Annotated in this window: 11 protein-coding genes; 6 read left to right on the top strand and 5 right to left on the bottom strand. The window is 72.2% G+C overall.

Annotation, left to right across the window (positions count from 1 at the left end):
• Positions 1-9 precede the first annotated feature (9 nt).
• From budC to ACFFJB_RS14595, 5 genes are all read left to right on the top strand, one after another.
• Positions 10-867, top strand: coding sequence for a meso-2,3-butanediol dehydrogenase (gene budC, locus ACFFJB_RS14615; RefSeq protein ID WP_376832457.1), 858 nt, complete (start codon positions 10-12; stop codon positions 865-867).
• Entirely contained in the window at positions 864-1,187 is a 324-nt protein-coding gene (locus ACFFJB_RS14610; RefSeq protein ID WP_376832455.1) for an XRE family transcriptional regulator, read from the top strand. The genes budC and ACFFJB_RS14610 overlap by 4 nt, the downstream gene beginning before the upstream one ends.
• 230 nt (positions 1,188-1,417) lie before the next feature.
• A complete protein-coding gene (locus ACFFJB_RS14605; RefSeq protein ID WP_376832453.1) occupies positions 1,418-2,134 on the top strand; it encodes a hypothetical protein in 717 nt (238 codons plus the stop codon).
• 673 nt (positions 2,135-2,807) lie between these two features.
• Positions 2,808-3,449, top strand: coding sequence for a peptide-methionine (S)-S-oxide reductase MsrA (gene msrA, locus ACFFJB_RS14600; protein ID WP_376832451.1), 642 nt, complete (start codon positions 2,808-2,810; stop codon positions 3,447-3,449).
• 419 nt (positions 3,450-3,868) lie between these two features.
• On the top strand, positions 3,869-4,708 hold the full coding sequence (locus ACFFJB_RS14595) for an outer membrane protein (protein WP_376832449.1): 840 nt from the start codon (positions 3,869-3,871) through the stop codon (positions 4,706-4,708).
• A 152-nt stretch (positions 4,709-4,860) separates the two neighbouring features.
• On the opposite strand, the gene ACFFJB_RS14590 is transcribed toward ACFFJB_RS14595, so the two are convergent.
• The 3 genes from ACFFJB_RS14590 to ACFFJB_RS14580 form a co-directional block, all read right to left on the bottom strand.
• Positions 4,861-5,793: a metal ABC transporter substrate-binding protein gene (locus tag ACFFJB_RS14590; protein WP_376832724.1), complete on the bottom strand. Its 933-nt coding sequence runs from the start codon at positions 5,791-5,793 to the stop codon at positions 4,861-4,863.
• 185 nt (positions 5,794-5,978) lie between these two features.
• Positions 5,979-7,280 (bottom strand): carbohydrate porin, encoded by a 1,302-nt coding sequence (locus ACFFJB_RS14585; protein ID WP_376832447.1) that lies wholly within the window; start codon positions 7,278-7,280, stop codon positions 5,979-5,981.
• Positions 7,281-8,336: 1,056 nt separating this feature from the next.
• Positions 8,337-8,540: a hypothetical protein gene (locus tag ACFFJB_RS14580; protein ID WP_376832445.1), complete on the bottom strand. Its 204-nt coding sequence runs from the start codon at positions 8,538-8,540 to the stop codon at positions 8,337-8,339.
• Positions 8,541-8,702: 162 nt separating this feature from the next.
• Here ACFFJB_RS14580 and ACFFJB_RS14575 point away from each other — a divergent pair, with 162 nt between their 5' ends.
• Entirely contained in the window at positions 8,703-9,329 is a 627-nt protein-coding gene (locus ACFFJB_RS14575) for a TIGR02466 family protein (RefSeq protein WP_376832443.1), read from the top strand.
• A 71-nt stretch (positions 9,330-9,400) separates the two neighbouring features.
• Here ACFFJB_RS14575 and ACFFJB_RS14570 read toward each other — a convergent pair whose 3' ends face one another.
• Entirely contained in the window at positions 9,401-10,318 is a 918-nt protein-coding gene (locus ACFFJB_RS14570; RefSeq protein ID WP_376832441.1) for an aldose 1-epimerase family protein, read from the bottom strand.
• 217 nt (positions 10,319-10,535) lie between these two features.
• Positions 10,536-12,488, bottom strand: coding sequence for an RNA polymerase sigma factor RpoD (gene rpoD, locus ACFFJB_RS14565; protein WP_376832440.1), 1,953 nt, complete (start codon positions 12,486-12,488; stop codon positions 10,536-10,538).
• Between the last annotated feature and the right edge of the window lie 410 nt (positions 12,489-12,898).

The following is a 12,898-nucleotide window of genomic DNA, read 5'->3' as shown; positions in this document are numbered from 1 at the left end:
GAGGAGGGCATGCAGGACGGTCCCAGGGTCGTGGTGATAACCGGCGCGGGCTCCGGCATCGGCGCCGCGACGGCGGCGCGCTTTCTGGCGGCTGGCGACCGGGCGGCGCTGGTTGACCGCGACGCGCAGGCGCTGGCGCGCCAGCTGGCGGCGCTGCCGCCTTCCCATGCGGCGCGCGCCCTCGCCCTCACCGCCGACGTGGCGTCGCCGCAGGAGGTGGACGCGGCCGTCGCCGAGGCGGCCGCCTGGGGCGGCGGCGTCGACGTGCTGGTCAACAACGCCGGCATCGGCGGTTTCGGCCATGTGGACCGGCTGCGTGACGAAAAATGGCGGCAGGTGTTCGCGGTGAACGTGGACGGCGTGTTTTACGCCAGCCGCGCGGCGTTGCCGCACCTCATCCGCCGGCGCGGCAATATCGTGAACGTGGCCTCCATTTCCGGGCTTGGCGGCGATCACGGCTTCGCCGCCTACAACGCCTCCAAGGCGGCGGTGATCAATCTCACCCGCGCCATGGCGCTGGATCATGGCGGGGAGGGGGTGCGGGTCAACGCCGTCTGCCCCGGGCTGGTGGAGACGGCGCTTTCGGCGCAGCTGCGCGAGACGCCGGAAATCGCGCGGCGCTACGGGGAGGCCATCGCCCTCGGGCGGCCGGCGCAGCCGCACGAAATCGCCGAAGTGATTTTCTTCCTGGCATCGCCGGCGGCATCCTACGTGACGGGCGCGGCCATCGTCGTCGACGGCGGGCTGACGGCGGCGACCGGGCAGCCCAATTTCACCCGCTTCCTCACCGGCGAGACGCGCACGGGCGCGCCGCCACAGGCGCCCCGCAGCGCGGCCTCCCATGCAGGCGAAGGAGCGACGACATGACCCAGCCCATCACCGGAGCCCAGTGCGCGGCCGCGCGGGCCCTCACCGGCGTTTCCGTCGCGACGCTGGCGCAGCGCAGCGGCGTGAACGCGGCGCTCATCGAAACGTTCGAAGCAGGCGCCGACCTGCCGGACGCGCGGCAGGCGCAGGCCATCCGCGCCGCGCTGGAGTCATTCGGCGCGGTGTTCATCGCAGAGGACCGCAAGGGCGGCGACATGGGCGCAGGCGTGCGCCTGCGCTTCACCGCCGCCACCGCGCGCCACGTCAACGCTTGGGAGAACGAAGGCGGCGCCGCCGGCGACGACGACGTGCCGGCGTGAGGCGAAAGGGGGCGCGCCGCGCCCTTTCGCGGCGCCCGGACGACACGCGCGCCGGACGAAGACGCCGGCCGCCCCCGCTCCCCCTCCGGCGCGGCGGCGCGCGTCCGCGGGCGTTGACAGCGCCGCCAAACGAACAAATAGTGAACATACATGCGCGCGTCCGGGCCCGGGCTGAGGCCCGGCGCATACGCAAACCGTTGCGCGGTCTGTCATTAGCGGAGAATCGGCGGGTGGTTCCGACAGGCGAGGCCTCCAGCGCGCAGGCGCGGATCCGCCCCCGGCTGTTCGGGGTGGCGGAGCTGGACAATGTGCTGGCCGACGGCGGCGTGGCGCCCGGCCAGACGCATGTGATCGAGCCCGCCGCGCGCGAGGGCGCCGCCGGCGCGGACGCCGCGGCGGTGCGGCGGGACGGGCTGGCGGCGGAGGCCTTCGCGCTGGGGTTCTGCCTGCGCTCGGGCCGGCCGGCCGCCTGGCTGGCGCCGCCGGCGGACCTGCTGGCGCCAAGCCTGTGGGACACGCAGGCGCCGGCCGTGGCTGCGGCGACGCTGGTGCGGCGCATCGAAACGGCGTGGACGGGGCGCGCGCCTGTGGCCCCGCAGGCGCTCGCCGGAGCCGGCTGCCTTGTGGCGGTGCTCGACATGCGCCGGGCGGCGCGGCTGGAGCCGGCGCTGCGGCTGGCGCGCGCCCTGGCCCGGCGCGGCATGACCGCGGCGCTGCTGGCGGCGGACGCCGAGGCCACGGCGGCGCGCCTGCGCCTCGCCGCCGCGGTCTGGCGGGTGGGCGCGGCGGATGAGCCGGGGGAGACCTGGCTGGTGGAGCTGGCGCGGGAAGACCGGGTGCGACGGGTGTGCGTCCGCGCCTGCGACGCCTCCGGCCGTCTGGCTCCTGCGCCGCGACTGCAGGCGCCGGTGGCGAAGGAGCTGACCCGCCGTCTGGCGCGCCGTTGAAGCCGGGCTCCCGCCGGGGCCGGCCAGCCGGCGCACGGGCGGCCGCAAGCCGGGCCTCCGGCGCCGCGCGTCCGGAGGCGGGAGCGGAGCAGGCGACGCTGCGGCCGGACGCCCGGGGCCCGGCGCGGGGCGGGGGCGATGTCGGCGGCGGCGTCCCGTGGAACGCCGCGGCCGCCATGCGCCCGGCGGACGCCCAACCGCATCGGGACGCGACGCGCGGGCGCAGGGCGCCAGAAGCGGACGCGCAGGCGGCGGCCGGGCGCCCTGGGCCTGAGCCCCTGGACGGCGAACGCTGACAGGCGCCCCGGCGGAACAGCCGCGGAGAACCGGCGCCGGGGCGTCGACGCGGCGACGGAGCGGCGGAGCGGCGGAGGCGCGGACTGACGCCGGCGCCGCCAGGACCGGGGCGTCGACGGACTGGGGCGTCGACGGACCGGAAGCGGTCCGGCGGGCGACCGCCGCCTGACGCGCGCCGGTTCGCCTGCAACGGCAGGGCTGGCGCAGGGCCGCCGGGCGGCCCATATTGTGACGTGCGGCGTGCAGGCGCGCGGCTTTCCCCCGGGCGACGCCCGGCGAACCGGGGGCTGGCGTTTCCTGGCGCGCGGCGGGACGCCCCCAGACGCGCCGCGCCGTCACGACGGGCGGCGGCAGGGCGCCGTGAAGGGAGGACGTCATGTTCCTGATGCGCAAGAAGCTGGAGCTGCCGACGCCGGAGGAGGCGCTGCCGGGGCGCGCGGAGCCCATCCCCACCGCCAGCCGGCACTTCGTCACCGGCGCGCCGCTGCATGGCCCCTGGCCCGGCCTGGCCGCCATCCAGCTCGGCATGGGGTGTTTCTGGGGCGCGGAGCGGCTGATGTGGAATCTGCCGGGCGTGGCGGTGACCGCCGTGGGCTACGCCGGCGGTCTCACGCCCAATCCTACTTATGAAGAAGTTTGTTCCGGCCTCACCGGCCACGCGGAGGTGGTGCTGGTGGTCCATGACCCTGCGCGCCTGCCGCTGGAGGAGCTGCTGGCCGTGTTCTTCGAGAACCACGACCCGACCCAGGGCATGCGCCAGGGCAATGACGTCGGCACGCAGTACCGCTCGGTGATTTACGCTCCGGAAGAGCAGCTCGCCACGGCGCGCAAGATGCGCGACGCTTACCAGCAGCAGCTGCGCGCCGCCGGTTACGGCGCCATCACCACGGAAATCGCGCCGGCGCCGCCGTTCTATTACGCCGAGGAATACCACCAGCAGTATCTGGCCAAAAATCCCGGCGGCTACTGCGGCCTCGGCGGCGTCGGCGTCGCCTGCCAGCGCGGCCTGAACGTCTGACCCCCCTGCAGCGGCGCTTGGCCGCGGTCACGGCCGCTGGCCATCCCCTCTCCCGCCCGGCCGCGCCTGTTCCCGCCCTCTTTCGGCCGCTGCCCGCGCGGGCGCGGAAAGATCCGCCGCGATCACGGCTGTCACGCCATCCGCCTCATAAACCCGCCTGGCGGCTGACGCTCCGGGCCCGGCGCCCAGATTCACCAGATACCTTGATGGATAATAGATATACTTTCCTTGTTTATTTAAACACCCCTCCCAAATTTCAGATTGCTTCAAGTAAAAGTCAAGAATGTTCTCCAGAACATCGCGGAGTGACCGTGCGCCCAATACGCCGGAAGCGTCCAGACAATACTGACGCATGACTGGCCGCGCCAGTCATGGAAGCTGCAGCGCACGTACTACTCCAGAAACAGAGGGGACAATTCATGAACAACAGACTCGTCTGCGCCGCATCCATTCTCGCGATGTCGGCGTCCGCCGCGTTCGCCGCCGATTTGCCAGCGTCGTATCATTCGCCGGCGCCGGTCGCGCCGGCCGCCGCGCCCCGGGGCCCGAACTGGACTGGTTTCCATATCGGCGTAACCGCCGGAGCCGCCACCCTGTACGGAGATCCGCGTGGCAGCATCCCGGACGCCAGGTATTTTCGCAGGGGCGGTGAGACCATCCCGCTCAGCCCAATCGGCAACAAAACCGCGGTCTTCACCACCGGGATCAACGCTGGTTACTCGTTGCAGGCGGGCCCGCTGGTGCTGGGCGTCACCGGCGAATACAACCTGCTCCTGAGCGGGCAGCACACCACCCTGAGCGGCGCCTTCACCCCTGGTGACCAGCCGGACTTAGATACCAGGCAGACCTACATCGCAAGCGGCAGGGCCGATACACGCCTGGCGGCGTTTGGCGCCGTGCGCGGACGCGTCGGCGTTCTCGCCTCGCCCGACCTGCTCCTGTACGCGACCGGCGGCGCCGCCTACGGCAAGCTCAGACAGTCCTTGAGCCGGTCCGGCAAACTGACCGTTCCTCGCGCGACCTGGAGGACGGATACGTTTGACTCCGCAAGCGTACAACGCAACGCGTGGGGATGGACTGCGGGCGCTGGCGTGGAATACGCCGTCAGCCGCAACTGGTCGGTGAACGCGGAGTATCTTTATCTCAGCTTCCGTCCAACCATCATGCAGCTGACCGCAGACGACGGGGTCACCGTAGCGCGCGTCAGGCAGCCGGGCGCCTTCCATATCGTCCGCGCCGGGCTGAATTACCGGTTCTGATCTGGCGTGATCCTTCCGCAACTGCGATTTGCCCGGCCTTTGCGCCGGGCTTTTCGCATCGGGGGGAGCCGCGGTCATCCCGCCCCCCGGGACCACCCTTCCGGAACGCCGGGCGCCGGTAACCGGCCGCCGCCGGCGCCGGCTTCAGCGCGTCATTTGCCCGTCTCCCCTTTCAGGCCCCTGGCGATCGTGGCGGCGGTGACGCGCAGCAGGTCGAGATAGGTCGGCGCCGGACCGTCCGGGCCGGTGAGCGAATCCACATACAGCACGCCGCCGTAGCGGGCGCCGGTTTCGCGCGCCACCTGCTTCGCCGGCCGGTCGGAGACGGTGCTCTCCGAGAAAATCACCGGCGCATGGATGGCGCGCATCGCGTCGATCACCTTGCGCACCTGCTGCGGCGTGCCCTGCTGGTCGGCGTTGATCGGCCACAGATACAGTTCCTTCAGCCCGAAATCCCGGGCCAGATAGGAGAACGCCCCTTCGCTGGTCACCAGCCAGCGGGCGCTCTCGGGCACGGACTCAATTTCGGCGCGGACCGGCGCCACGACGGCGCGGATCTGCTCCTTGTAACGCTCGGCGTTGCGGCGGTAGGTCTCCGCATTGGCCGGGTCGTGCTTCGCCAGCGCGTCGCGGATGTTGTCGACGTAGATGAGCGCCGCCGAGGGCGACAGCCAGGCGTGCGGATTCGGCTTGCCGCTGTACGGCCCCTCGCCGATGCCGATGGGCGCGACGCCGGCCGAGACCACCGCCTCCGGCACGTCGCCAAGCTTGCGCAGGAACTTCTCGAACCACAGCTCAAGCCCAAGGCCGTTGCGCAGGATGAGCCCGGCCCCCAGGGCCCGCTCGATGTCGCCGGGCGTGGGCTGGTAGTTATGGATCTCCGCTCCCGGCCGGGTGATCGACTCCACCACCGCCGCATCGCCGGCCACGTTGCGGGCCATGTCGGCGATCACGGTGAATGTGGTCACCACCTTGAACTTTTTCTCCGGCGCGGACTGCGCCGCGGCCGGCGCGCCCGCAAACAGCGCCGCCAGCGCCAGCAGGGCGAGGGCGACGAGCGCCCCGCGCCGCCCCCCGCCCGCCATCGCCGCGGCGCGGGCGCGCCGCGTCGTCATGGCGGCGCCTTCCGTCGCCCCGTTCCGCATTTCCCTCATTGCTTCACCGTCCCTTTCACGCGACGTCGCCGCACTCTGGCGCTCGCCGCCCTGATGTGCAAGTGAAAACCAGTTGCAAACATGCGGCGCGCGGCCGCCTGCCTGTCCCGCCCCGTTCATTGCGCAGGCAGCTCGGTCGAGGTCCGCAGGCCCACCACCACCGCATCGGGCGTACGCCGCCATGGCCGCAGCGCGTCGGGCCCGCCCCCGCCGGGGCGGCGCACGTACTGCACGAAAGGCTGGAGCGACAGCCCGCCGGTCACGGCGGCGCGCCACGACGCCTCAAGCGTCAGTTCCGGAACCGGAAGCCGCTCCCTCTCCAGGTCCGCGCAGGCGGAGCGGACGGGGCGGGCGTAAACGGCGCCGACGGCGAGCACGTCGTCCGGCCGCGCCGCGAGCAGGCCGGTGACGGTGACGCCGGCGTCAATGGCGAGATCCACCGGCGCGCGCCGGGCGAGCGGCGTCCATGACAGGCGCCCGAACGCCGTGACCTCGCCGCCGCCGGCGCCGCGCCACAGCGTCTGCTCCACCGCCACGTGGAAGCCGTGCAGGCCATGGCCGCGCTGCGCGGGCGGGGCGGCGTCCGGCGCGGGGAACCGCTGCGTGGCCCGCCAGGCGCCGAACTTCAGCGCGCCGGGAAGGTCGCCAGGCCCCGCGCCCTCGCCCGCCAGCTCGGCGATCATGAAGGCGCCATGGCGCCACGCCCGGCCAGGACCGCGACGGTTCCAGCGCCCGCTCCGCCACGGCGCGCCGGCGTAAACGCCGGCCCGGAAGGTCCAGGCCGGCGCGAGCCGCGCCTGCGCCTCGACGCCGGGAGCGGCCGCCGGCCATGCCGGCCCCCCGCCGGGCAGCGCCGCGGCGGCGGGCAGAGGCCAGCCAAAGCCGGCGTTGACGAACGCACCGGCGGCCGTGAGCGCGGCGAAGGCGGAATCGGCGAGCAGATGGCCGGCGCGCAGCGTGAGCGCGCCCCCGGCAAGGCTCTGGCGCAGCCAGATCCCGGCCGGCCGCAACGTCGGCGCGGTCTCGGCGCCGGAGGGCGGCGCAAAGGCGCCGGTCACGACCGCGAGCCCCCGGCCGCCTGCCAGCTGGATACCGGCGTGCAGGCTGGCGCCGCGCCAGCCGGCGAGCGCCTCGAGGTCGGCGTCCACATGGGGCCGGGCCGCGAGCGCGGCCCCGCCGGCGCGGCGCCGGCCGCCGCGCGCGTTCGCCATCAGGTCGGCGGAGGCCTCCATCCCCCATGAAAGGCCCGCCAGGGCGTCCCCGGCCGGCGCCTCCGCTTCAGGCGGCCGTCGCCGGCGCGCCCCCTCCTGTTCCGCGGCGCCAGCCGCTGCGTCCGCGCCCGCCAGCGCCAGCAGGGCGAGGCCGCCGGCGCGGGCCAGCGCCGCGCCCCTGTTCCGGATCGTGACTGTCCGGCTCATCTCTCCTCCACCGATTCGCTTATGCAAAGCAGTTGCAATAAATGCCGGCCGCAGCCATCTTTGCAATTGCAAACTGTTTGCATGTTTTGAGGGGCGACGGATCGCGGCGGATCGGGCGGGCGGCGCAGACCACGGCGGCGGCGTCCCTGACCGGGGAATGGCGTGCGGTGTCATGAGGGTCGGGCCGTGGCCCCGCCTCCGGCGGTTCCAATGCGAAACGTCGGGCGCCCGCCGGCGCGCGGCGTCACCGTCAGCGTCAGCGTCAGCGGCAGCGGCAGCCGTGGGGGCGAATGGGGAATGCGGGCCGCCTGCCCGGCCGCCGCCGTTGCTCCGTCCGCCCGCAAAACGCGCCTGCGGCCGCCGGCGCCCTCCCCCATGGCGACCCCGCCTCCGGGGACCGTCAGGGCGGCGCAGCCGCCGCGCGTCGGGCGCGGCGGAAACGCTGGCGAACCGCGAGCGGGAGCCGCAGCATTGCGCCGTAACCGGCGCGCGCTCCCTGCGCGGACCGTGCCAATACGCGCCAGAAACAGGAGCCAGAATGCAATATATCAGACCGTGAAGATAATATTGCCGGATTTTCCAAAGACAACGCCAAATCAGCGCATGTATACTATTTTCATATACTTATAAATCTTTCATGGGAACGAGACAATGACCCCATGCGCCCACGGGCGTCGTGGGCGCATGGGGTCACGGAGGCTGGAGTTCAGGGATGGCGTAACTGCCGGATACGGCCAGACCCGCCGGGGTCGGAGCGGCGCAAGCCGCAGGCAGGAGCGCGGCCGCCAGGCCCCCCTGCCGGGCCAGCCTCACCCCAACCGACGCCGCAAAGGACGCCGGCGCGGCGCGCGGCGAAACCCGCCGCCGGGAAGCCGGCGACCAGGCGGCGCCCGCCCGCAGGACGGCGGGGGCGGGCCTGCGCCGGACAGGCGCGCCAAGGCAGCGACAGGCGGATCACGCCGCCTGTCTCACCTCCTCCGCCGGGACCTGTCGCGCGCCCTCGCCGGCGACGCCCGGCTTCGCCCTGGGGGAGCCTGGCGCGCGGAAGTCACCGGCTCAGTTCGGGCGCGCCGCGTTCTGGCGGGACGCCTCCGCGTCCTCCCCGTCCTGGCGGCGCAGCGGCAGGTGCTCGAGCGGCGGCTGCGCGCCGCTGGCGAGATAGGCCTGGGCCCGCACCCGGCGCAGCTCCTCGCCCGCGACCACCTGAACCCAGCCGTCGCCAGTCTTGTAAAGGCCACGTTCCATCACGTTCGAAGTCATTGGCTTTCCTCCTGAAATCGGGGTCGCCCTGGACGTGAGGATGGGCGCCGGGGCCGGCGATTGCAACCCTCAGGCGCGGTTTTTCCGCCGCGGGGCGGCCGCGCCGCCCCCTGCGGTGACACGGCGCTTTGACCTCGCCGCGCCGGCGCGCAATACAGGGGCATGAGCAGCGACGATCATTCCATTTCCCTGCATTTCGCCACCCCCATCTACCGCGCCCGCATCGCCGCCGGCGCGGACGATCCGCTGGTGCGCGAGCTGGACGGCGCCTGCCGCAGCCTCGCCGAAGACGACGAGGCCGGCCTCGCCTGGTGCGAGGCCAACGGCTATCCGGGCTACACCTCCTACGCCTCGCTGGACGACCTGCCGTGGCGTTTCCCCGTCTTCGGCCAGCTGCAGAAAGAGCTGGACCGGCACGTGGAGCGCTTCGCCGCCGCCCTGGACTTCGACCTGAAAGGCGGCCGGCTTGAATGCGATTCGCTGTGGGTGAACGTGCTGCCGCCGGGCGGCATGCACTCCTCGCACCTGCACCCGCATTCGGTGATCAGCGGCACCTTCTACGTGGCGCTGCCGCCGGGCTCTGCGGCCATCCGCTTCGAAGACCCGCGCCTCGCCTTCATGATGGCGGCGCCGCTGCGCCGCGGCGAGACCGGCCGGCCGTTCGTCCGCCTCACGCCCGAGCCCGGCGAAGTCCTGCTGTGGGAGAGCTGGCTGCGCCACGAGGTGCCGATGAATGAATCGGAGGAGGAGGCGCGCATCTCCGTCAGCTTCAACTACGCCTGGAAGTGAGGGCGGGGCGGCGGCTTCGCCCGTCGCGCGCCCGCCGCCCGAGGCGCGGCTCCGCCGCGGAGCCCTGGCCTTCACCCCTCCACCAGCGCGATGCGCATGGCGAAGGCGCGCGAAGCGCCTGGCGGCAGCTCGACCATGCCCGGCTTCTCGTAGAGATCGCCCGGCCGGGCCGGATCGCCCGGCAGCGGCGCGGCGTCGGCGTAGCCGTGCCATGGCTCGATGCACACGAACGGCGCCTGCGCCCGCGGCTTGCTCCACACGCCGAGGTCCGGCATCTCCGGAAACGTCACGGCGATGTGCGGCCGGCCCGGCGCGCCATAGAGCACCCGGCGGCTGCGCGCCGCGCAGAACACCAGCGCGCCCTCGTCGAACAGGCTGTCGGAAAGCGGCAGGCGCCCGTCCGGCCCCACCGGGCTGCGGCGCAGCGGCGGCAGCAGCAGGCCGCTGGCGTCCGGCCGGCGCAGCGGACCGGGCTCCGGAAACTCGAAGACGAGCGCGTGCTCCTCGCGCGCGCCGCCATAGGGCAGCGGCCAGCGGAAGGCCGGGTGGAAACCGAACGCCGCCGGCATCGGCCGCCGGCCGCGATTGGTCACGAGCGCCTCCACCTCCAGCGCGTCGCCGGCGACGCGGTAGACGACGTCCAGCTGGAAGGGAAAGGGATACATCTCGCGCGAGAGGGCGTTCTCGCGCAGGCGCAGCCCGACGCTGTCCGCCTCGCGGAAAGTGACGGAGAAGCGGCAGCGCCGGGCGAAACCGTGCTGCGGCATGCGCCATTCCTGCCGGCCCAGCCGGTAGGCGCCGCCCGCCAGCGCGCCGACGACAGGAAACAGCAGCGGCGCCCGGCCGGTCCAGTAACGCGGGTCGCCGTCATAAAGCAGGTCGCGGCCGTCACGGTCGCGCAGGATGGCGAGCTCGGCCCCGAACGGCTCGATCTCCGCCACCATGCCGCCGGCGCTGATGCGCACCCGGTCGTCGTTGGCTGCCTGCATCCTCTTCCCGCCTGTCGCTCTCCGTCGCGGAGCGCCCGGCCGCCGCCGCGCCTCCCTGTCGCGGAGGATTTCACCACCATGACGCAAGCACAAGCGTCGCGCCAAATGTGGCCGCAGGCCGCCACAGGAAAAAGCGCCAGTTGGGAGAAAAAGCGCGCCGGGGCCGGCGCGGCTGGCGCCGGCCCCGGCGCGCGGGGCGGACAGTGCGGACGCAGGCTCAGTTGTCGAGGAAGCTGCGCAGCTTGCGCGAGCGGCTCGGGTGCTTGAGCTTGCGCAGCGCCTTGGCCTCGATCTGGCGGATGCGCTCGCGGGTCACCGAGAACTGCTGGCCGACCTCCTCCAGGGTGTGGTCGGTGTTCATGCCGATGCCGAAGCGCATGCGCAGCACGCGCTCCTCGCGCGGCGTCAGCGAGGCCAGCACCCGCGTGGTGGTTTCGCGCAGGTTGGACTGGATGGCCGCGTCGATCGGCAGGATGGCGTTCTTGTCCTCGATGAAGTCGCCGAGGTGGCTGTCCTCCTCGTCGCCGATCGGCGTCTCGAGGGAGATCGGCTCCTTGGCGATCTTTAGCACCTTGCGCACCTTTTCCAGCGGCATGGCCAGCTTTTCGGCCAGCTCCTCCGGAGTCGGCTCGCGGCCGATCTCGTGCAGCATCTGGCGCGAGGTGCGGACGATCTTGTTGATCGTCTCGATCATGTGCACCGGGATGCGGATGGTGCGGGCCTGGTCGGCGATCGAACGGGTGATCGCCTGCCGGATCCACCAGGTGGCGTAGGTGGAGAACTTGTAGCCGCGGCGGTACTCGAACTTGTCGACCGCCTTCATCAGGCCGATGTTGCCCTCCTGGATCAGGTCGAGGAACTGCAGGCCGCGATTGGTGTATTTCTTGGCGATGGAGATCACGAGGCGCAGGTTGGCCTCGATCATCTCCTTCTTCGCCTGGCGTGCCTCGCGCTCGCCCTTCTGCACCATCATCACGATCTTGCGGAACTCGGAGATCTCCAGCCCGGTCTCCGCCGCGAGATTCTGGATCTCCTGGCGGATGGCGCGGATCTGCTCCTTCTCCGCCGCCACGAAGTTCTTCCAGCCCCTGGTGCCCAGCTTGGAGACGCGCAGGATCCACTTGGGATCAAGCTCCGCCCCCTGGTACTGCTTCAGGAAGTCCTCGCGCGACACGCCATGGCTCTCGGCCAGGCGCATCAGGCGGCTCTCCATGCCGATCAGGCGCTTGTTGATGTCGTAGAGCTGCTCGACCAGCGCCTCGATGCGGTTGGGGTTGAGCGAGAGGGACTTCACGTCAGCGACGATCTCGTCCTTCAGCTTGCGGTACTTGCGCTCCTGGGCCGGGGTCAGGCGCAGGCTCTGCAGGCGGTTCTCGATGTCCTGGTCCTGCAGGCGGCGCAGGCGCTTGTAATTGTCGGCGATGCGGTCGAAGGTCTCGAGCACCTTCGGCTTGATCTCGGCCTCCATGGCGGACAGGGAGAGGTTGTTCTCCATGTCGTCGTCATCGTCGCCGGGCTCGGCGGCCTCGTCGTCGGACGCCTCGCCCACGGCGGCGCCGCGGCCGCCGTCGGGACCGGCGTAGGTGGCCTCAAGATCAATGATGTCGCGCAGGAGAACCTTGCCCTCCACCAGCTCGTCGCGCCAGATGATGATGGCCTGGAAGGTGAGCGGGCTCTCGCACAGGCCTGCGATCATCGCCTCGCGGCCGGCCTCGATGCGCTTGGCGATGGCGATTTCGCCCTCGCGCGACAGCAGCTCCACCGAGCCCATCTCGCGCAGGTACATGCGCACCGGATCGTCGGTGCGCTCGCCCGGCTCGCGCGTGGAGGCGGAGCTCACCGCCACGGCGCGCGGCGCCGCCTCGGCCAGCTCGCCGCCCTCCGCCTCCTCGTCATCGGCCTCGGCCTCGGCGGCCTCGTCGGTCTCCTCGGAGTCGATGACGTTGATGCCCATTTCGGAGAGCTGCGAGAGTACGTCCTCGATCTGCTCGGAGCTGAACTCCTCGGACGGCAGCACCTCGTTGAGCTCTTCATAGGTGACGTAGCCGCGCTTCCTGGCGAGCTTGATCATCCGGCGCACGCCGGCGTCCGTCAGGTCGAGGAGAGGGCCGTCGGTCTGGGTTTCGGCCGCGTCCGGGGCGTCTTCCCGTTCCGTCGCTTTTGTCGCCATTCGCTCAAGCTCCACTGTGATCCGTCCGGCGCGCGGCGCCAGACGCAGCTCCGGCGCTCCCGGGAGGCGGGAACGCCGGACATTTCCCTGACGGGACGGCGGCGACGCCGTCCCCCGGCCGGGCCCGACGGGCCGGCCGCCGTCATTCGCTCCACGGGAGGCCCGCCGCGGCGGCGCCTCCGTCCGGTTCCGGAACGGCCCGACGCACGTTCCGGCGGCTCGTCTTCCACAGGCGCGGCGTCGCCCTGCCCGCAGGGCGCCCGCCGCCATCCTCCCGCGCCGCCGGGCCGTACGCGCCATGCCGCACGGCAGGACAACAGCGGACGGCGCCGGCCGCCGCCCCCCCTTTCCGCCATTCTTGCGATCACGCCCCGTTCGGGACACAATCGCGAGCGATTCATGCTTCGCCC

This window comes from Camelimonas abortus, from assembly GCF_042432745.1.
Classification (GTDB): Bacteria; Pseudomonadota; Alphaproteobacteria; order Rhizobiales; family Beijerinckiaceae; genus Camelimonas; species Camelimonas abortus.
Note: the sequence above shows the minus strand (reverse complement) of the source record. Positions and strands in the feature narration are given on the sequence as shown.